The following is a 20,631-nucleotide window of genomic DNA, read 5'->3' on the forward strand; positions in this document are numbered from 1 at the left end:
GGCTTCCTGCCCGGCACCGCGCAGGAATATGGCGGCCTGATCAAGCACGGCGCAAAGCTGCTGTTCGCCTATTCGCAATGCACGGTGCCGCTCGTCACCATCATCACCCGCAAGGCCTATGGCGGCGCCTTCGACGTCATGGCCTCGAAGGAGATCGGCGCCGACATGAACTATGCCTGGCCGACCGCGCAGATCGCGGTGATGGGCGCCAAGGGCGCGGTCGAGATCATCTTCCGCTCCGACATCGGCGACCCCGACAAGATCGCCGCGCGCACCAAGGAATACGAAGACCGCTTCCTCTCCCCCTTCATCGCCGCCGAGCGCGGCTATATCGACGACGTCATCATGCCGCATTCGACAAGGCGACGCATCGCGCGGGCGCTCGCGATGCTGAAGGACAAGAAGGTCGAAGCGCCGGCGAAGAAGCACGACAATTTGCCATTGTAATCATGTTCAAACGCATTCTGATCGCCAATCGCGGCGAAATCGCCTGCCGGGTCATCAAGACCGCTCACCGCATGGGAATTCAGACGGTCGCGGTCTATTCCGAGGCCGACCGCGACGCCCTCCATGTCGAGATGGCCGACGAGGCCGTTCTGATCGGCCCGCCGGCGGCGGCCGAGAGCTACCTGGTGATCGAGAAGATCGTGGAGGCCTGCCGCAAGACCGGCGCCGAGGCCGTGCATCCCGGCTACGGCTTCCTGTCCGAGCGCGAGGCGTTCCCGCGCGCGCTGGAGGCCGCCGGCATCGTCTTCATCGGTCCGAACCCCGGCGCGATCGCCGCGATGGGCGACAAGATCGAGTCCAAGAAGGCGGCCGCGAAGGCAAAGGTCTCCACCGTGCCGGGCCACCTTGGCGTCATTGAGGACGACAAGCACGCGGTGCGCATCGCCGACGAGATCGGCTATCCCGTGATGATCAAGGCCTCCGCGGGCGGCGGCGGCAAAGGCATGCGCATCGCGCACTCCAAGGCCGAGGTCGCCGAAGGCTTCAACCTGGCGAAAGCCGAGGCCAAGGCCTCGTTCGGCGACGACCGCGTCTTCGTCGAGAAGTTCATCGTGGATCCCCGTCACATCGAGATCCAGGTGCTGGGCGACAAGCACGGCAACGTGATCTATCTCGGCGAGCGTGAATGCTCGATCCAGCGCCGCAACCAGAAGGTCATCGAGGAGGCGCCGTCGCCGCTGCTCGACGAGGCCACCCGCCGCAAGATGGGCGAGCAGGCCGTCGCGCTGGCGAAGGCGGTGAGCTACGACTCGGCCGGCACGGTGGAGTTCGTCGCCGGCCAGGACAAGAGCTTCTACTTCCTGGAGATGAACACGCGCCTGCAGGTCGAGCATCCCGTCACCGAGCTCGTCACCGGCATCGATCTCGTCGAGCAGATGATCCGGGTTGCCGCCGGCGAGAGGCTCGCCATCGCGCAGAAGGACGTCACGCTGACCGGCTGGGCGGTGGAATCGCGTCTCTATGCCGAAGACCCGTTCCGCAACTTCCTGCCCTCGGTCGGGCGCCTGGTGAAATACCGTCCCCCGGTGGAAGCCAGCCAGGACGGCATCACCATTCGCAACGACACCGGCGTGCAGGAGGGCGGCGAGATATCGATCCACTACGATCCGATGATTGCGAAGCTCGTCACGCATGCGCCCTCACGCGCCGCGGCGATCGAGGCGCAGGCCACCGCACTCGACTCGTTCTATGTCGACGGTATCAGGCACAACATCCCATTCCTGTCGGCGCTGATGCATCATCCGCGGTGGCGCGAAGGCCGGCTCTCGACTGGCTTCATTGCCGAGGAATTCCCCAAGGGCTTTGCGGTGCGCGTGCCGGAAGGCGAGGTCGCACGGCGCATCGCCGCCGTTGGCGCCGCCATCGATCACGTGCTCGGCGAGCGCAAGCGGCAGATCTCGGGACAAATGGGCGGCCGCGTCGTGCAGCGCGAGCGCCGCCGCGCGGTCTGGCTCGATCGCCAGGAGATTTTGCTCGAGGTCGGCCGCGAAGGCGACGTGATCGCGATCCGCTTCATCGATGCCGAAGGCAACGCCGGCAATGCGCATCTGCTGCAATCGCCGTGGAAGCCGGGCGATCCGGTCTGGCAGGGGACCATCGACGGCCATTTCGTCGCGGTCCAGGCGCGCCCGGTTCCCAACGGCATTCGTCTGGCGCATCAGGGCGTCGAGGTGCCGGTATATGTCTGGACCGAAGCGGAAGCAGCTTCCGCCCGGCTGATGCCGGTGACGACGGCCTCCGACAGCGGCAAGAAGCTGCTCTGTCCGATGCCCGGCCTCATCGTCTCGATCGCGGTGAGCGAAGGCCAGGAGGTCAAGGCCGGTGAGACGCTCGCGGTCGTCGAAGCCATGAAGATGCAGAACGTGCTCCGAGCCGAGCAGGACGGCACCGTGAAGAAGATCCACGCCAGTGCCGGCGCAACGCTCGCGGTGGATGCACTGATTTTGGAATTTGCGTGAAATAAGCGTCGAATGTCCAGACGGTCGCGGCTGCCGCCGCAAGACCATCAACTGATGTCGAAGCGCCGCGTTCTCAGCTTCCAGCTGCAACCTCGACTTGAACGGCGAGGTCACGACGGCCCGCACGAAACAGAGAAGCCCGATCATCCCGCCAACTTAGCCGAATCCGTCACATCATCAACTCGGACAAGGTTTTCGGTACACACAGGGGCTGCCGCGCGCGATGGTCGATGAAGTCATAAATAAGCATCTGCCTGTCCTGTGTCGTCCAATAGGAATAGGTACCACGGCAGCGTCCCTGGCCGTGGTTGTGTCGATTGTGGGCGATTGATCATCTGGGGGTTACGCACAACTATCCCGACGACGCCAGCGCAGTGGCAATGTTGTCGTTGACGGGCCATTGGCGCAGGTTTCTCTCGGAGGCGAAACCCCATTTTCGGGCCGTAGGTCAAATGGTGGTTTTTGATCTAGGAAGATCGAAAATGCTTTATCTTTCAACAGGAGTTGACTGACACTCTCTCCGCCGCACTGCCTCTCCACTGTATCCGGCTGTTCGCTGTGGCAACAAACCAATGAATCGCGCGACAGCGGCTGTTGCAGCTAGTTCCGTGATGTTTGCCTTGGTCGCCACGCAAAGCGTAGCATTAGAACGTGGGGTCGGAGGACGGACTCCGCACAAATGACGTTGCGCGCGAAGCTCAAGCCGCACGCTCGGACGTGAAAAGGGACGAAAAGCCCTCGATCAGATCGCAACTCGAACTGAATGTCGGTATCGGTGGTTGCGCGTCCAGGATTTGAAGTGCGTCAGGAGAAGCTCATGATGTCTAGCGGATGAAAGCGCCGCCGAGGTAGGTCTCAGCCAGACGCCTCGTAGCGAGTCTTGGGTCCGAACCGGTAACGGCAGGACCAAGCGTAGACAGCAAGCGGGCAGGGTGTGTATTGGGCCACGTAATCGGATCGTCGCGGTCGCCGAGGCTGCTTCAAAAGTCGAAGGCAACAGCGGGATCTGCGCTAAAGGCGAGCAGGTTCTGGGCCGCCGGGGTCGGAGACCACATCACGCGCGCACAGAAATCATGGGAACCTGAGAAACCCTGTCGTGTGCTCCGGCTCGTCACCGGAGGGGGAATTGGCCGAGCGAAAAGCGGAGGCTGTTCCACAGGCACGGCAGGGTGGCGGATCGGGGCGTAGTCCTGTCGATGGCGGCGAAGGCAACGAGTCGACCGGAGGGAAGGCCCCGACTGATGGGAAACTCCGGTGAGCAGGCGCGGGACCGGACACAGAGCCGGGTCATCCTGTCAGCCAATCTCTCCAGGGTGAATGAGGCGGCCAAACGGTCGCGCCAGACCAGGTTCACGGCGCTGCTGCACCACGTTGGTGTCGCTGCGCTCGAAAGGGCGTATCGACGGCTGCGGCGGCAGGCGGCGGCCCGGGGGAGACGGGATGACAGTGGAATCCTACGGGCAAGACCTCGAAGGTAATCTTCGCGATCTAGCCGACAGGGTCCATGGCGGCCGTTATCGGCCGTTGCCGGTTCGCCGGACGTACATCCCAAAGGCTGACGGCGGTCAGCGGCCTCTCGGCATCCTCGCGCCGGAAGACAAAATCGTCCAGGGCGCGGTGGCGGAGGTCTTGAGCGCCATCTATGAAGCCGACTTCCTCGATTGCTCCTTTGGCTTCCGACCCAGACGCAGTGCTCATCAGGCACTGCGGGTGGTGCGCGAAGCGATCACAACGGAGCCGGTGAACTGGGTACTCGATGCCGACATCCGCAGATACTTTGACAGCGTTGATCACGACTGGCTGCTGCGGATGCTGGCGCACAGGATTGCAGACCGAGAGTCCTGCGGCTGATCGGCCAATGGCTCCGCGCCGGCATCCTGGAGGGTGGTGTGTACGCCGATACGGTGGAAGGAACGCCCCAGGGCGCGGGTATCAGCCCGCTGCTCGCCAACACCTTCCTGCATTGTGTGCTCGATCTCTGGGTGGAGCAGTGGAAGCGGCGGCATGCGACCGGTCAGCTACGGCTGGTCCGATATGCCGACGACTACTTGCTCCTCTTGCAGCGACGGCAGGATGCGGAGACGATGACGGCGGCCGTGCCGGAACGACTGGCCAAGTTCGGTCTTCATCTCCATGAGGACAAGACGCGGCTGATCGAGTTCGGACGGTTTGCTGAAGAAAACCGTCGGCGCAAGGGCAGGGCGCGGCCGGAGGTGTTCGACTTCCTGGGCTTCACGCGGGCACTACGCCTACTTCGGTATCCCTGGCAATAGCACGTGCCTCGGTCGCTTCCGTCTTCAGATCATGAAGGCGTGGCGGCGAGTCCTACTACGGCGAAGCCCACGGCCGAAGCTGTCGTGGGAGCGGTTCAACGCGATCCTGAAGGTCTTCCCGATACCGATCGAGCATGTACACGACTGGCGTCAGCAAATAGCCTGACCAAGCTCGTCAGAGGAGCCGGATGCGGGAAAGCTGCACGTCCGGATCTGTGAGGGAGGCGTCGAGCTAGAAGCACGCCTGTGGTCTTCGTAAAAGGTTGAAAGCTGCGAGAGAGGCTTGCTGCGCCTGTCGCAGAGAGCAAAATCGTGCCGACGCTTGGGATCTTTGGTTCCCATTCTGGCTTTCACGGGAGACACCTTGAGCTCGCTTCAAGTACAGGCCAATAACCCGACTCCCGCTGTCGTGGTACCGACAACAAGTAAACGTATTCGGCAACTTTTGCGACCCGGCGAAATCTTCAACAATGTCTGTCGCGACGCCAGTTGCCGCGGCGAGCCGGGAGCGCAACGATCGACAGCGCTCCGGAAGAGTGTTTCACGCTCATTTCGCCTAGACTTGTTGTCGAACCGTTGTCGCAGTCTCGTTTGTCGCGAGCGCTTGTATGAACTCTTCCAAAGACGGTTGTGGCGCCGTTTGCAGCTTGTGGAGTTCTTCCGGCTTCAACTTGGTGTAACGCCGCAGAGTGCGCCAATCCTTGTGGCCGGTCACAAGCGCAACCTTCTCGATTGTGAGCCCTGCTTCGAAAAGACGGCTAGTCCCCTCGTGACGCAGATCATGAAAATGCAGATCATCGATCTTCAGCTCATCGCAGGCTCGCGTGAAAGCCGCGCTCACCGAGCGGTGGTTATACGGAAACACGCGACCCCAACCTCTCGTGATGATGCGCTGTTGGAGCAAGATCTCCCACGCATCGAAGCCCGTTAGATTGAGAAGCGGCACTTTCTGATCGTTGCCGTCTTTTGCTCGCGGATCCTTGCGGTCGCGGATGACGAGTACCCGCGTCTTCATGTCTACGTCCGGCCAATCCGGACGGCAAATTTCTTCCTGTCGCATTGTTGTCGCGACCGCGTACCGAACGATCCGGCCCATCGGAATGACCTGTCGAGGATTGGTTTCAAAATACTCGATGAGTTCACCGAGCTCATCTGCAGTTGGGCGTCGGTCCCGCTCTTCCGACTTCGCCACAAGGCCCAAATGCTTCATCGCATAGCGCGCCAATCGAACCTCTTCGGCCGAGACTTCAATGCCGTGAACGGCTGCAGCGTGCGTAGCGACGGTTCTGATAAAGGAAAAGTCGATTGCCAACGTTGCGGGCCCGGCACCTTCCTTCGCGCGCTGGCGACCAAATTCGATGAGTCGCTCGCGATTGAGTTTGGGCAATTTTACTGTCCCCAAGGCTTCCTTTAGTGCCTCTAGCACAGCGGCCTTGGAGCGACGGGGAGGGCGGCCGACCTCGTGCATGTCCTCGATATGGAGATCGATGATATCGCCGAAGGTTTTGGCTTGGACGGCGGCGCGGGGCTTTGGTGATCCACTGCGGTCGATATTGCGCTCGATGTCGAGCGCCCAGTCGTCGCCGTCCTTGCGTCGGCGGAAGGTCTCTGACACGTGGCGGTTCTTGCGGCGCACCTGGACGCGCCAGTTCCCGGACGGCAATTGAGTGAGGCTGGCCATGGCCGTGTGCACTCCCCAATTCGTGTCCGCTACGTGTGCACTGTGAGGTCAAAACAGGTACAAACGTGTGCAAATTCGGCTAGTTTGCACATGTTCCGGGTTCATCCCATTGAGAACATAGGGTAAAGTATTGAAATCGCAAGACTATCGCTTTTCTGTGGCTCCGATGATGGATTGGAACGAGAGCTCAAATTTTTCAAGTGGTTAGATGGCGGCGTGTGCACGACGTGTGCACCGGGAGATCCAGAAAAATCCATTCACGGCAAATCTGAGCAGTGAGTCCGAAGTTTGATGTGGACCTTGGGCTCGGTGCGCTCGAATTGATGTGAGTAGAGCGGCCACCTGCGCCCGAGAAGCAGATCTCGTTCGTCGCATGGCAAGCGGACCTGCTTTGGTGTCGCCGGTGGGCTGGGGACTCTTGTTCAGCGCAAGCGTGAAGAATGCTGAAGCTCGGAAGAGGCGCTCGCGCGTGCAGATTCCTGAACCCAACAGCTCTTAATGCTTATGAGCTGGTCAGGGAACGGGTTATACTCGGCTCATGGATTTACGCAAAGCCCGAACCAGTAGCCAAAATTCAGCGTTTGTTGTGTTTTTCCGCTGTGGCCTCGTATTGATCCCGAACAAGCTTCTGCGATAGCTCGTCCCCATCTCGAGTTGGGCGCAGCCACCAATTCTTGTTTTGTTTGCGATGTTGTTTGGGAGACTACCGTCAAGCATCGGGTTGCTGGTAACCTCAGCCGGAATCCCTGCAGCATCCAATTCTTCCAAAATGATATCCCGCAACTCATCGTCCAGTCCGCCAAGCTGAATTCTTCCATTCGCTTGAGTATCCGTACAGCCGTGCAAGCTGATGCAACGTTGAGCGTTTTCAACCAACTTCGTAGCTATTGGCTCATCGTAGTGAGAAGCTGTCACATGCAGGTCGCCATTGCTGGAGGGCAACAACCCTTCAAACAGCCAGAGGTCATGCAATCCATAACCGTCAACGGAGTTAGCCAGCGTAGCTGGATGGTAGCCGGCCGTAGCTAGAGCGATCTCGCTTGTGCCGGTCTCAATGCCACCCCCGTGGAGGGCCATGACTACCTTTTGTGTTTCCGTGTTATCTGTGACTTGTTCTTCCACCATTTGACGCCACTCATGACGTAACCATCGTTTTCCATATGTTATCCCTTCGACGTTGTTCGGATCATCATACAGAGCAGACATGGAACAATATTTATCAGGTCCTCGTGGCATATCACCGATCCCTTACAGTCGGTTTGAATGATCAAAGGCTAGTCGCTGCGTGTGGCTCTGGTAGCGAATGGTGGACCTACCGGGCACGATAAAGCTGCCGTCCCAGGCTTCTTCGAGAACGCGTCGCCCGCGCTCGACCGGCGGTCCGGATAGGACCATTCAGGTCGCAATTTTCAGCTCGTTTTTCAGCTTCCGCCTGCCTTCTCGAGCATGCGCATGACGGCGTGGAGCTCCTTCTCGTAAGTCGGTCCGGTGGCGTAACCCGCGCGGGCGACTTCGGTTGCGAAGGCGTAAGCGTCGTGGGCGACCGCGAACGCCTTGGCGTACCGCTTGTTGCGCACCAGGAATGCGCCGTGTTCGCTGAATGCGGCGGCAGCGTCGGGATAGACGCGGAACCAGTCGCGCACGACATAGTCGTACTTGCCGTCGGGCCGCGGCGTGACCGAGATCACTTCGGGGAATTTCGCGTCGGGCCGCGACATCACCTCCTTGGTCTTCAGTAGCTGCCGCATGTTCTCAGGCATGCTGGCTTTGGCCTTGATACCGAAAAAGTTGAAGCCGGGCGCATGCGCACCCCAGCCGGACTCGAGCGCTGCCTGGCCGAGCGTTACCAGGGCGGGAACGCCGCTCGCCGCCTGCGAGGCACGGGCTGGCTCGCCGAACGTCGCGACAAACGCTTTCGGCGCGAGCTTCTTGCCCGGCACGTAGGGCACGGGCGTCGGTGCAGGAGGCGTGGGTGCGGAGGCTGGCGGCAGCGACCGCGCGCCCAGTGCGGCGCCAATCGCGCCCTTGGTGGCCGCGCCGACGATGCCGTCGGCCTCCAGTCCGCTGCGCGACTGAAACGCGCGCACCGCGCGTTCGGTGTTCGAACCAAAATCGCCATCCACCGCCAGATCGTAACCGAGCCCTGCAAGAGCGCGCTGCAAGCTGCTCACGCCGTCGCCCTTGCTGCCCCGGCGCAGCGTCGGTCCGAGCATGAATTCGGCGACGCCTTTCAGGCGGTCCACCAGTCCCGGATCGCCTCCCGCTTCGTCTGCGAGCAGGGCTTCCAGGGCGAGAGTCTCGTCGGCGGGAGATTCGCCCTCGCAGGCGCCGCGCACGTCCTCGCCCTCGTCCTCACCGTCGGCGAAATCCTCGTGCGAGGTTTCCTGCCAGATCTCCTGCCATTCTTCGTCCTCCGCTTCGTTCTGCGCGCCCGGCAGCGGCGCGAGGTCGAGATGGAAGTGGATGATGAGCGGATGCGGGCCGTGCCAGTTGAGCCCGGTCACGCGCTTGTTCTTGTCCTTGCGCGTCGTCCCGACGAAGATCACGTTGCGCTTGCCGGTCTCCCGGTTGATTGCGTCGGCGACGGCGAAATCGTTGTAGATGATCCGCCATTCCGCCGGCATCGCCTTCGCGGCGTCGTTCACCGCGCGCAGCAACCTAAGGGCATCGGCGCGTAGATAGAAGCCGCGGTCGTCGCGCTTGTTCAGGAACAGATCGAGCGAATAGCCGCGGTCGTTGAAGCTCCCGCCGCCATGTCCGCGATAGGTGCCCGCGCCGACGCCGGCGCCGTAGCGGCGGCGCAGCTCGGCGAAGAAGCGGACCATGATCGGCGCGACCGGCGCCTTGTCGCTTCCGTCGATCGACGCGTGGCTGACCAGTTCCACCCGCTGCGATGGCGGCGTGAAATCGCCGAGCGAGCCGCCCGAAGACTCGGTGCGGAAGCGCATCTCTTCCTCGCGGCTGATCATCCAGGCGCGGCGGAGTACATCGTCGGCATACTTCGTCCCAAAGCGCATGCGCGCGCCCTTCAGCGTATCCTCGTAGTCGCCGCGCAGCGCCGAGCTCCGTTCGTCGACCGAGGGCTTTCCGCCGGTCCGGCGCGACCACTCCGCAGCCAGTCTGGCAATGAAGGCATCGATATCCTCCCCGACAGGCAGCGGCGCAGGCGGGATCGGGGCCGGCGGCGTTGGAGCAGGTGGCGTCGGCAGCGGCGCGATCTTGCCACCGAGCGCTGCGGCGATAGCCGCCTTGGTGCGCGGGCCGACCTCGCCGTCGGCGGCGAGGCCCGAGCGGGACTGAAAGGCGCGGACCGCTTTTTCGGTCGCAGCGCCAAATCGTCCGTCGATCTCGCCCGGCGAATGGCCAAGTTGCGCCAGCGCGCGTTGCAGGGCTTCAACGCCGGCGCCGTCGCTGCCGCGGCGAAGCGTCGGTCCGAGCACAAAGGCCGAGGCGCCCTTCAAGGCATCGGCAGCTTCACCGGCTTCGGCGTCAAGTGCGCGCACGCCGACGCCGGCAGGCCATACTGCGTCATCCGATTCCGGCTCGAACCATTCGGCCTCGAAGCGTTGCGGCGCAGATTGGCCGCCGGCACAACCGCATCCGCACCCTTGATGCTCGAACTCGTCCTCGGACGATTCGCTCCAGCGCGTGTCGGAAAAGTCCTCGTCGAGCGTGTCGCCACGAAGGCTTGCCTCCATGTCCAGCCAGGCCAGCGATTCCCCGTCGCTTCTCTCGAAAAGAGCCTCCGTGCTGGACAGCCCATCGAAATCCTTCAATGATTCGTTCTCCGCGGCTGTGCCGAGCTCGCTGAGCAAAGTCGGAAGCAGTTTGCCGGGCAGCGCGCAATGGGTGATCGAATTCGGCACCGGGCGCAACGCCACCGCGCCAGCGCTGGCGCGGCCGTCGAATTTGTCGGTCGGGGATTTCGCGCGGTAGATGATGTCCACGCCCAGACCTGGACGCGCCGCTGCGAGGGCCTCGAACGCCGCGATGGGCGGGCTTCCGTACGTAGCGTCAAGCACCCACACCTTGACCAGCTTCGAAAGCGCGCCGGTGCCGAGGGCTGCGGATTTGTTCGCGTTGGCGAGCGGATAGAGCACGCCGTAGGCGCGCGAATGTCCGGAGATGACAAGCCGGCGGATTTGCATGGCGCTCCGCTCGAGACGGCGGTCTGTCTCGGCCAGTACTTCGGCAAACAGCGCATTGAGCTGCGCAGGCCGGTCGAGGCCGCGTGCACTCCAGCCTGCGTCGCTCCCGGTCTGAAGCTGCGGCACGACCAGCAGCATCGGCGGGCCGCTGTCGGTCACGATCTTGCCGAGCCGGAAGGTCGCCTCTGTCACGATCCCCGCGGGCATGGCTTTCGGCACGCCGCACGGACCGAGCAGCCCGTGGATGTAGAGCAGCATGTCCACCGGCCCGCTGTCCCGAACGGCCGCGGCTGACGCGAACACGGCGACTTTCGTGCCGGTGACGCGGGAGCGGTAGATCCACAGCGCGCCGTCGAGATACGGCTTCGTGGCCGGGACGACGGCTTCGCTTTCGAACTCGCTCGTGATCGTCGGCTTGCGGCGAAACTCCCAGTGCCATTCCTCGGTCGGCAACTGCTCGAAGCCGTAAGCCGCTGCGTTCTGCTTCAGCCATCCATAGAACCAGCTCCTGCGCCAGGTCGCTCGCGCTGCGTCACTGCTGCTGTTGGCGACCTCGTGTCCCGCCTTTCTGTTCTGATAGAAGTCGACGGCAATGCCGTTCTGGTGATTGCTGTAGCCCGGGGCCGCAATCCGGCCACCCAGGGCAAAGCCACCGTAGGCTTTCGATTTCAGCATGTAGGCGACTGCTGCCTTCGAATGCGGGCCTTCGGCGAGAGCTTCGCGGTGGGCGCGCGTACGATTGTAGTAGCCTTTGAAATACGCGAGCCATAGCGAGCGCTGATGGTCGCTGCCGCGATAGCCGCTTACCGCCGTTAATCGTTTTGTCCGCAGCGCATCAGCATCGCCCGCGGCCTGAGCCTTCTGCAGGGCCGCATTTGCTGCGGCGAGCAGGCGGCCAGCGGCCCGCGCGGTTTCCGGCCGGGTCTTGACGCTGGTGCCGGGGATCGTCTCGATCTGCTTGCTGTCCAGGTCGGGCAGAGGTGCACCCCTGGCCTTGCGGCTGCGCGCGATATGCTCGGCGAGCACGCTGTTGCGGAAAGCAACCTGCTCCGCCGTTGCGGTCCATGCCTCGGACTCTTGATATTCGTCCTCGCTTGCGTGTTCGTCTTCGGCGCAGCGGCTGGCTCCCGATTCCAGCTCGCGAGCCTCCTCGAGCTCGCGCGCCCAGGGCTGCGAGCTTCCGTCTCGGTCGGCTTCGCTGTCCGCGGCAAGGCCGTGCGATTCCCATGCCTGGGCCTCAAGCCCGGTGAACGACGTTTCATCGAAGTCTTCCGACACTGCGCCTTCCTGCTCCGGCTCGAAGGCCTCGCTGAGCAGGTTCATGCCCTCGACGGCAAAGAAGGCGTAACTGTCCGCATTGTTCAGAGCCTGCTTCGACGAGAGGGTCGAATATTTCGGTTCGTGTTCGTAGGCCTGGTCCTTGATGCCGACATAGCGATGCGCGACCTCGTGGATGAGGGTCACCTCCTGCGTGTCGGGCGCCAGCGCGCTGAAGTTGCAGTGGCTGGGCCGGGTGTCGAAGCAGACGTGGACCTTGCCGAAACCGCCGAAGAGCTGCGTCGTCAGGGCATAGCCGCAGACCGCTCCCGTGCTGTCGGTGGCGCAGTTGGTCTCGCCGCGGAACTTGATGCCGTCCTTCAGCGCCTTCTCGATCCGCATCAGCCGTGTGACGATGTGGCGGAGATCGTCATGTTTTGTCGTGTGAAAATGACGCAGCAGCAGTTGCCGTGTGGCCGCGCTCATCCGGCCCGGCCGCCCGTACGTGCTGCCGACGAACGAGGCCGCATGCCGCACCGCGCGCAGACACCGCTCCGCCACGTCGAGCAGCAACTGCTTCTGCGTCGGCGTGCAGTTCGAGAAGGAGTGGGGTGAGCCCAGTTCCTCCTCGAAGGTCTCTGATTCGCCGAAGGTCCACTCCGCTTCGTCGGCTTCGCCCGAAAAGGCCGCGAACGGGTTGCCCTCGAGCGCGGTGAACGTCTCGATTGCGCTCCGGTTCTCCGGCTCGAACGCCTCTGCGAAGGGGGCGTCGAGGCCGAGCGGATCGAGCGACTGAAACTCCTGCCTGGACCCGTGCATCGTCTGCCTCCTGCGTTGACCTCAGCGTGCGCCGACGAGCAGTGGTGGCCGGACCGGCGGCCGCATCTCGATCGGCTTTGCGCGTGCTTTCAGATCCTTGCCCGTTGCAGATGCCCACTCGGTGATGACCCGCCTGCTCGAAGCTCCGATCGGTGCGGGTGCGCCCGGCGGCGACCCGACTGGCGGCTGCTCGAGATAGAGGACCCATGCCAGTTCAGGTCCCGACACGACGCCGGACTCGACGATGCGCAGGAAGCGGGAGAGATCGCCAGCCATCGAGAATAGAGCGGACGCCTTGCTGTGCGGTGCGAGCCCAACCCGTTCGCCAATCAACCGCAGGCGCTCGTAGGGGCTTGTCGCGTTGGCAACCAGATCCTCGACGACCGGTGTGTTGGCGCTTAGCGTCAATTCGGCCCAGCCGAGGGCCGTTGTCGCAACCAGCTCTTCCCGGCTGAGCAACTGATTTTGCCGCCGGGCGCGCAGTGCAAATCGCAAGGCCTCGGCGATCCTGAAAATCCGATCGTCGTCGGAGGCGTTCACGCCTGATATGTTGCGGACGTTGGTGATCGCCTGCCACAGTTCGAAAAGGAGCTCCTCGAACACCTGGATGAATGTCGTGTTCGCGTGCGTGGCCTTGTCGTAGGTGGGCGGCCGGTTGTCGTCGGTGCCGAATGCAAGGTCGAGGCCGAAGAGCCGCCAGTAGGCGTTGCGTCGCACCGCCTCGGGATCCGGTCGGATGACGCTGGTGGACAGCCACGGCGCAAGCGGATTGGCGGCGCCGAACAGGAGCACTTCCGTGATCTCGAGCCAGCGCTGGGTCGCTATTGACGGGATGCCCAGCCCTTCGCCGGCGCGATACTCCCGGACGACGCGGCGCAGGATCTGGACGGCGCGTGTGTTCTCCAGAACGTAGCTGTAACCGAGGTGATCCCATTGCGGCACACCGGCCAACGACGGATGCGGGGTGAAAAGCGCGAATTCGCCCTTATTGTAGCCGAGGAAGCTTAGGCGGGCCGGGCTGGCCGGCTGCGGATTCGGAGGCGGCCCCCATACGCGAAATGCGTTCCAGACCTGTTCCATGTGGAGCAACAGATCGAACGGATCGCATGTGAGCACTATCGCGGCCGCGACGTCACGCGACATATTCGACGGCGGCCTCATCATGCGTTCAATGAGCTGCTGGATCATGACTAGTACCTTTCGTTGTCGCGGGGGCCTGGAACGACATCACCGATGAACGGAACGGGACGAGTGTCGATCGGCACGGTCGACGCTCCGGCCCAGCGCGGCCGCGCCGTGGATTCGATCATGCTTGCAAGACGCGCGTTCACATCGCAATCCGTGATCGGCACGCGATGTGGTCCGATCTCCGCCACCGGTGCGAGCTTGGTGGACATCTCCTCGAAGCCGTTGGTCAGGATGCATTCGATCGCGCTCATCTGCGACAGGCGGCTCAACGCCTCGTTCAAGTGGCACATCTCCTGCTCGCGCTTCGCATCGCGCTGCCGCAGTTCGTCGATAGTTTGCTGGAGGACAGCGATCGTATTTTGCGGGTTTCCGCCGAGTGGTCGTTCTGCAGCTTCCATCCCGGGTTCTGATTCCGCCGACGATGAGGGCTTCCTGGCCATGTCACGTTCCTTTCTCTGTTCACGCCGCTTCGGCTTGTTTGGTGAACCAGCTTCGTGCGCGTTCAATCCACATCGGCGCAGTCGCCGGACATTCGGCCTCGCGCAGGCCCGCGAGTGCGACGATCCGTATTCCCTCACGCTGGCGCCACGCCGGCGACGTCCAGAGCGCTGCGCCGGCGGTGTGCTCGAGCTCGGCAAGCGCCCCTGGCGACACGCGTTTAGGATCGAGCACGTCGGTCATCGGCCGGCCGCCGAGCCCCGGCACGGGCGCTGAGAGGCACGCTTCTGCGATCCTCGGCATCGCCGCCTTCGAGCGGGCGAGCAGGGGCTGCAGCGTCTGGTCGGCGGAGGTGACCGGATAATGCGCTTCCATGGCCCGTTGCAGGGTATTCCACGGGCCCTTATCCCCGAAGCAGCGGCCCGACATCGCGCAGCCGAGGATCGTGCGAAGCCATCCGATCGGGTGCGGGTCGCCCATCGGCCATTGCAGGATGGTGTCGGCATTGCCGACGACATCGTAAAGCGCCGCCGTCGAGGCATAGCCGGTGTGGAGAAAGGCAAAGACGTCGGCGCCGATCTCGGAGGCCCAGGGCGTCCACATCGCCTGAAGCTTTTCATCGTCCTTCAGCGCGCGCGCAATGGCCGCTCGCACGGAAGGCGTCCAGCCGGTGAGGTGAGCGACCTGATGGCCCGTCTCGTGAAAGAGCGAGGTCGGGCGATAGAGATTGTGGCGCACGATCTTGATAGCGGCGACCGGCATGATGGCCCCGGGCGCCCAGAGGCGGACGCCCGCGCGCAGGATCGATGCGCCCGTTCCCTTGTCCTGGTAGACGAGCACTCTTGGCACCGGCTTCTTCGCCCGCTCGAGCACTCCCTGCATGCTTGCCACCGCAAGCCGGTCGAGCGTCGTGAGTGCCTCGCGCAGCCGCGCGCTCGTTCGCGAGTTCACGGCATCTCCGAGGAAATCCAGCGTGGTGTCGACCTGTACGTAGCGGCGGCGGAAACGCTGGACGCTGGTCGAGGCCGCCGGAATGCGGTCTGGATTCTTCCGCGCCTCGTCAACGACGCGCTGCGTCGCTTCACCGAGCTTTATCAGCTCCTCGACGACCGTGTTGATCTGCTGGCGCAGCGGCGCGCCGATGTCGCGTTCGACCGACTTCCAGGCCTCAATCGAAGCAAACTCTTCAGCATCGCGGAACGTGCGCGCGGCCGCCAGCCAGTGGGCGACCTGCCGCTGCAGGTCCGAGGTGACGAGATGCTGGTCGATCTCAGGGGTCATTTGCCGCCTCGTCCAGGCGTGACGGAGATGGCGATGCTCGGCGTGCCGCGCAGCGTGGCCGGGGACGGCGCAGGTGCGCCGCCGCGCAGCATCTTGCCGATCGCATCGAGACCGGGGACCGCGGTGAGGCGGATGCGGAGCGTCACCCCGGCATCGGGATGCCCGGCCGCGCGCACGAACGCTTCCGCATTGGCGCGCGCCCATTTCGTCAACGCCGGCATCACCCAGGCGCGCAGGCGCTGACGCAGATGCGCTGTCAGGCCGGGCGGAAGCAGCTTGCTCCCGTGGCCGGCGAAGTGCTCGAAAGCCTCACCGTCCTCACCATCCTCGCGCAGGATTCGCATGGGAGCCTGGCCGCCGGCGGAGAGCCGCTCCATATCCTGGTAGGTCTTGGTGAGCGCCTGCAGCAGCGGCAGGCTTCCCTGGCCTTTGCGGATCGCCGCGACGATCTTCTGCGTCTCCGCCTCCGAAAGATAGATGCCGATGGTGATGCGCGCCTGGCGCAGATTCAGCGACGTCCAAGCACGGCTTGCGCTAAGGCGCCGGGCCGCGGCCTGTCCGGCCGGGCCTGAAGGCAAAGCCGGCGGCGCGCCGGCGCCGACCGGTTCGAGTATGTAGAAGCGCTGGCCTGCGGCGATCCGTTGGCGCGAGCGCAGGTATGCGGCGGGCACCTGTACGCCGAGCTTCGGTTCGCGCAGCAGCACGCCGGCCGCCGCCGGCGTCAGCGGATGGACGTTGGCGGTGTTGATGTAGCCGCGACCTGCGCCAGCGGCGGGCCGGTCGATGCGCACCATGCGCGGCAGCGTGGTGCCGGGCGCAGACTGGTAGATGTGCATGCGCGCGCGGATCGGAAACTGCGCGCCCGCCGCGCGCATCGCCGCGCCGACCGTCGATCCGCCGAACGTGGGCAGCGTGTCCGCAATCTGCGACGTCACCTGGATCTCGGGCGTGCGGTTGTACTTGCGATACGGTCGGATGCTGCGCGGGCGGCGGCTCACGAAGGTGCCGCCAAGCGATGGGGCTTGCTGCAGCGACGCACGAACGAAGCGAGGCGGGAAATGCGTTGCAACCGCCTGGCTGAACGCTTCTGCGGTCGCGAGCTGGGTCAGTTCCTCGTCCTCGAACACGTAATCTTCGTTCTCCGCGAACTGGCGGACCGTATCTTCGATGACGCTTGCAAGCGCAACCGGCGCGACCTCGTCGCTCCGCTCGAGCTGGGCCCGGTCCTCGGCCTCGAGCGAGATGAGCCTCAGGCCGGTATCGACGATGGCGTTCGACAGCGGCCCCTTTAGCTGCGGTCCTACCCATTTGCCGATCAGTTGCCCGAGATAATTGGCGAGGAAGCCCACCACCTTTGGGCGGCCGACGAGGTTGATTCCGAGCCGCAGCGCGCCGAGCAGTGCGGGAACGAACTGCTCGATCGCCGGTGCGAGATCTTCGTCCTCGTCGGCGTCGCGCAGCCGCTCGATCAGCGCGCCGCGCGCTTCGGCGAGCACCTCGAGTTCCCGCGTCTCGATCTCGCTCTCATCCGTCGCGCCGAACGCTTCGCCTTCGAATTCGCCTGCCGCATCGCCCGCGAGTGCCTCGGCAATGGCGGCGTCGAAGGATTCAGCGAGCGACTCCACATCGGTCAGGTTCGCCGGCGAGACCTGAGCTTCGTCGAAATTCTCCTCCGCAGCCTCGGACGTGAAGCGGGCAGCGAGCGCGCGTGCGGGCGCCTGCAGAGGTGCCGGCAGCCGACCGATGGCGAAGGACAGGACGCGCCGGAGCAGGGGATTGATCAAGCCGCGCAGCTTGTTCAGAACCGGCCCGAGCAGCGAGCCTGCCACCTTGCCGACGCTCTTCGCCACGTTGGTGACGGTCTTGACGACGCCCTTGGCTTTCTTGATGAGCTTGCCGATGAACTCCTCGCCGGCCGGCGTCAATTCTCTGGTCGACGGGTCGAACCGCTCGAGCACCTCATCGAGCTGCTGCTCTGAAAGGGAGCCGACGTCCAGGCCGGCTATGCCTGCTTCCAGCGCCTGCAGATACTGCTGCGCCTCGAAGCGCACCGGGGCGAGGTGCGCGTCGGCATAGCGTTCGCGCTCTTGCGCCGAGGCCGGCGTCTCGCCGGCGAACCGCTCGTCGAGTGCCTGCTCGGTCTCCTCGGCAAGGAGTGCAAGCGCTTCGTCGAACGACTCGTCGCGAAGCTCGGCATAGACTTCGGCCACCAGGCGGTCGGTCTCGGACTGGTTTGCGACGCCATCGAGCGTCGCTGCGAACGGCGTGAGGTTCTCGCTCCACGGCGCGAAGCCGATCGCCGTGCCGTTGCCGCTGGTTTCGGCGAAGGCTTCAGCGAACGGATTTTCCTGCGCGGCGAAGAGATGGGATGACTCTTGTTGATTCAGCATCGCGCGACTCCGGCCTCCTGAACATCTGCGGCGCAGTTGAGCACGACCATCGTCCGGCATTGTGTACGCCGCCGTTGCCTTGGCGTATTCCTCGGGGGCACAGTGCGTGCGGCGGCCGTAGCCACGGCGCCGCGCCGATGTCTCCGTGCCGTCCGCGCAGCGTCGCGGAGCCGTCCATACACGGTTCAAGGCCAGCCGTGCAGGCACTGGAGAAGGAAAGGGGGAAGGGTGGGAAGCTAGTGCGCGGCGCGCGAGGCGGGGCAGATGCCGGCCACGCGTTTCGCCAGCGCCTCATCGGGGTTCACGCCCAGCTCGCAGGCGAGGCGCTTCGCCAGCGACCGGTAGCACTGGACGGCCTGGTAGCGATTGCGCTGGGCCAGATAGGCCTCGATCAGCGCTTCGGCCGCCGACTCGCGCAACGGCTCGGCGGCAAGCGCGGCCACGCCGGCCTGCGTCGCCATTGCGAGATCGCCAGACCGCGTCATTACCCGGCAGGTCGCCTCGAGCGCCTCCACCCTCAGCAGGCGGAACGCCTCCTGCCCGGCGATCAGCCACTCCTCATGCCAGCCGGGCAGAATATCATTCGATAGCAACACGATGTCCTCGTAGGCCAACGCTTCGCCCTTCAGCGCACGGGCTGCGACGGCCTGCGCGCGCGCGAAATCGACGTCTGCCGATAGCGACAGCTCGTCGCCGGCGGCATCGATCCAGCCACGGGGAACGTGCCACAGCGCGCGGCGGAGGTTGGCGCGGCCGGTGTCTTCGGGCAGGTCCAGCCAGAGATTGCTGGCGGCCGCGGTGCGCGAGACCTGCCGGCCCTGCAGTGCAAGATAGGCGAGAAGCCGGCGCGCCGGCAGCGATAGGCGAAACATCGGATAGACGCCAAGCCGCCCCAGGATGGCGACCTTGCGCTCAACGATCCTCTCTGCGATGCCCCCGGCCATGAGAGCCTTCCTGGTCGCAAGATTAAGCGCTGCTCGACCGCTCTGGCGGCCGAGGAAAACCGTTTAGTTGCGTCGCTCGATGCCTAAGGGCAGCTCGCCGCGCGCGCAGAATTTGCCGCAGGTATCGCAAATGGGCGTGCCCAGTACTGTGCACATGTGAACCTCACCAGTGATGAACTCCGACAAGCGGTCATCGAAATCAGGCTCGCCAAATTTGCCGCTAGAGCATCCTTCGCTCCCGTGAGGGATGCGCGAGGCGGACGAAGAATCCGGAGCCGATCTCGACCCGGACAGTCGCCTGGTGCAGATGCTCAATCTCTCGATCAGTTCGTACCGTAACGATATTCTCAATCCGGTTGTATGAAGTAGTTCATACGTGGACCGCAACCCGAGGGTTAACCTCGACCGTGCTGATCGTGCGAATTGGGCGCCAGAAATTCGCCAGCCAGTGCACACGCGCTCATACTCGCCGACTCGGCTCTGCCGCGGCCAAACGTGGCAGCGTGGCAAGCATCTCGGCACTGAAATAACTGCCGCGTCAATTGGCGCGAGCCGTTCAGAAGCGCTTCTTGGAAACCTGACAATACTCTTAAAGCTTCTTACTACGCCCCGTGAGGGCCCAAAGTGAAATCAAATGACTGACAGGGCTACAGTCGCAGATGCGATCAAGAGCGCCCCACAACAGGCGGCCGAAGCGTTGCTTGCCGTTCAGTCAGAAACCCCAGACCCGCTAACGATGGCGGCCATTGAGGCCGTCGCACGCCTATTTCATCGCGAGCCGGAGGATGCGGCCGTCGATGAACTCGAAAGGCGAGGGCTTCTGGATAGTTTTGCGCTGGCGATGAAGGCACGTGGGGTCCGTCTCGACGACACGGACGATGCAAGGCTCGCGGACGGCAATTTTCCCGATCCACCATTGTCGGACTTCCTGTCTCGCAGCCGGGCGTTTCGCTGCCGAGTGTTGGTGAACAGCCAGTTCAGCGGATCGGGCTGCCTGGTCGGACCGAGCACGGTGTTGACGGCCTGGCATGTCATTGCCAGAGCGTGGTCAACGCCCGACGCCCAGTTGTTCGATCCGATCGAGATCGAGTTGTCGGATGGCACCAGGCGGCGTGCTGCGCCGGGCTATTTTTCAACCTCCACCGAGCTTGAATTCCAGGGAAGGCTTCCCAGCGACGATGTCGGTTTTCAGGGCTTCAACGATGTCGCCCTTGTCTGTACCGAAAACCTAAGCTCGGGCGTAGTGGCGGTGAAGTCCGCCAAGGATGGCGTGTGATTTAATGCTTCCGGTTCGCTGAACCGGGCGAGCAACCGGCGCGTCTTTGTCCAGCGACCGGTGCGTTCGGATGTCGTTGTAATAGCGTGCGTAGGATCGCAAAATCCCTCGTAGATGCGTCTCACCAAAGACGAGGATGTGATCTAAGCACTCGCGCCGGATCGATCCGATCAGCCGTTCCAACTCCATTCTGCCACGGCGGGGCCGGTGCAGTAGGCCTGTCGCGGATGCCCATCGCGCGCATTCGGCGCGCGACGACGCTGCCATAGATCCGGTCGTGATCCCGGATGAGGTAGCGCGGAGCCTCATCCCAGGGAAATGCTTCCGTGATTTGACGTGCAACCCATTCGGCCGTCGGATGTGCTGTGACGTTGATCCAAACGAGGGCTCTGCAATCGAGCCGGACGATGACGAGAGCATAGAGCAGCTCGAAACCGATCGTTGGAACGACGAACAAGTCCATGGCGGCAA

General features: G+C 63.6%; 14 protein-coding genes and 1 pseudogene. 5 read left to right on the plus strand and 10 right to left on the minus strand.

Annotation, left to right across the window (positions count from 1 at the left end; translation table 11 throughout):
* The 4 genes from ACZXDY_RS39860 to ACZXDY_RS39875 form a co-directional block, all read left to right on the plus strand.
* Window positions 1-447: carboxyl transferase domain-containing protein (locus ACZXDY_RS39860; RefSeq protein WP_464349272.1), on the plus strand; the 447-nt coding region annotated here is incomplete at its 5' end.
* Between the two features lie 2 nt (window positions 448-449).
* The gene (locus ACZXDY_RS39865; RefSeq protein ID WP_464349273.1) at window positions 450-2,465 is read left to right on the plus strand and encodes an acetyl-CoA carboxylase biotin carboxylase subunit; all 2,016 of its coding nucleotides are present in this window, start codon (window positions 450-452) and stop codon (window positions 2,463-2,465) included.
* Between the two features lie 1,440 nt (window positions 2,466-3,905).
* On the plus strand, window positions 3,906-4,316 hold the full coding sequence (locus ACZXDY_RS39870) for a reverse transcriptase domain-containing protein (protein ID WP_464349274.1): 411 nt from the start codon (window positions 3,906-3,908) through the stop codon (window positions 4,314-4,316).
* Window positions 4,317-4,354: 38 nt separating this feature from the next.
* Window positions 4,355-4,738 carry a reverse transcriptase domain-containing protein gene (locus tag ACZXDY_RS39875; RefSeq protein ID WP_464349275.1) on the plus strand — a complete coding sequence of 128 codons (384 nt, stop codon included), beginning with the start codon at window positions 4,355-4,357 and terminating at the stop codon, window positions 4,736-4,738.
* A 556-nt stretch (window positions 4,739-5,294) separates the two neighbouring features.
* On the opposite strand, the gene ACZXDY_RS39880 is transcribed toward ACZXDY_RS39875, so the two are convergent.
* The 8 genes from ACZXDY_RS39880 to ACZXDY_RS39915 all read right to left on the minus strand — a co-directional run bounded on the left by ACZXDY_RS39880 (window position 5,295) and on the right by ACZXDY_RS39915 (window position 18,884).
* Window positions 5,295-6,419 carry a site-specific integrase gene (locus ACZXDY_RS39880; RefSeq protein WP_464349276.1) on the minus strand — a complete coding sequence of 375 codons (1,125 nt, stop codon included), beginning with the start codon at window positions 6,417-6,419 and terminating at the stop codon, window positions 5,295-5,297.
* Window positions 6,420-6,944: 525 nt separating this feature from the next.
* Window positions 6,945-7,625 (minus strand): poly-gamma-glutamate hydrolase family protein, encoded by a 681-nt coding sequence (locus ACZXDY_RS39885; RefSeq protein WP_464349277.1) that lies wholly within the window; start codon window positions 7,623-7,625, stop codon window positions 6,945-6,947.
* Between the two features lie 215 nt (window positions 7,626-7,840).
* Window positions 7,841-12,643, minus strand: a complete 4,803-nt coding sequence (locus ACZXDY_RS39890) for a peptidoglycan-binding protein (protein WP_464349278.1) — start codon at window positions 12,641-12,643, stop codon at window positions 7,841-7,843.
* Window positions 12,644-12,664: 21 nt separating this feature from the next.
* Entirely contained in the window at window positions 12,665-13,831 is a 1,167-nt protein-coding gene (locus tag ACZXDY_RS39895; protein WP_464349279.1) for a hypothetical protein, read from the minus strand.
* A 2-nt stretch (window positions 13,832-13,833) separates the two neighbouring features.
* Window positions 13,834-14,337 (minus strand): hypothetical protein, encoded by a 504-nt coding sequence (locus ACZXDY_RS39900; RefSeq protein WP_464349280.1) that lies wholly within the window; start codon window positions 14,335-14,337, stop codon window positions 13,834-13,836.
* A complete protein-coding gene (locus ACZXDY_RS39905; protein WP_464349281.1) occupies window positions 14,291-15,550 on the minus strand; it encodes a hypothetical protein in 1,260 nt (419 codons plus the stop codon). The genes ACZXDY_RS39900 and ACZXDY_RS39905 overlap by 47 nt, the downstream gene beginning before the upstream one ends.
* The gene (locus ACZXDY_RS39910; protein WP_464349282.1) at window positions 15,547-17,940 is read right to left on the minus strand and encodes a hypothetical protein; all 2,394 of its coding nucleotides are present in this window, start codon (window positions 17,938-17,940) and stop codon (window positions 15,547-15,549) included. The genes ACZXDY_RS39905 and ACZXDY_RS39910 overlap by 4 nt, the downstream gene beginning before the upstream one ends.
* A gap of 236 nt (window positions 17,941-18,176) precedes the next feature.
* A complete protein-coding gene (locus ACZXDY_RS39915) occupies window positions 18,177-18,884 on the minus strand; it encodes an AfsR/SARP family transcriptional regulator (RefSeq protein WP_464349283.1) in 708 nt (235 codons plus the stop codon).
* A gap of 634 nt (window positions 18,885-19,518) precedes the next feature.
* Here ACZXDY_RS39915 and ACZXDY_RS39920 point away from each other — a divergent pair.
* Complete coding sequence (locus ACZXDY_RS39920; protein ID WP_464349284.1) at window positions 19,519-20,160, plus strand: trypsin-like serine peptidase; 642 nt, start codon at window positions 19,519-19,521, stop codon at window positions 20,158-20,160.
* On the opposite strand, the gene ACZXDY_RS39925 is transcribed toward ACZXDY_RS39920, so the two are convergent.
* Together ACZXDY_RS39925 and ACZXDY_RS39930 are read right to left on the minus strand one after the other, a co-directional pair.
* Window positions 20,113-20,349: an integrase core domain-containing protein gene (locus ACZXDY_RS39925; protein ID WP_464349285.1), complete on the minus strand. Its 237-nt coding sequence runs from the start codon at window positions 20,347-20,349 to the stop codon at window positions 20,113-20,115. The two genes, ACZXDY_RS39920 and ACZXDY_RS39925, sit on opposite strands and share 48 nt — an antisense overlap.
* Window positions 20,282-20,631, minus strand: a pseudogene (locus tag ACZXDY_RS39930) (hypothetical protein); the annotation flags it as partial. The pseudogene ACZXDY_RS39930 and the gene ACZXDY_RS39925, both read right to left, overlap by 68 nt.

Source organism: Bradyrhizobium sp. LeoB3, from assembly GCF_055456055.1.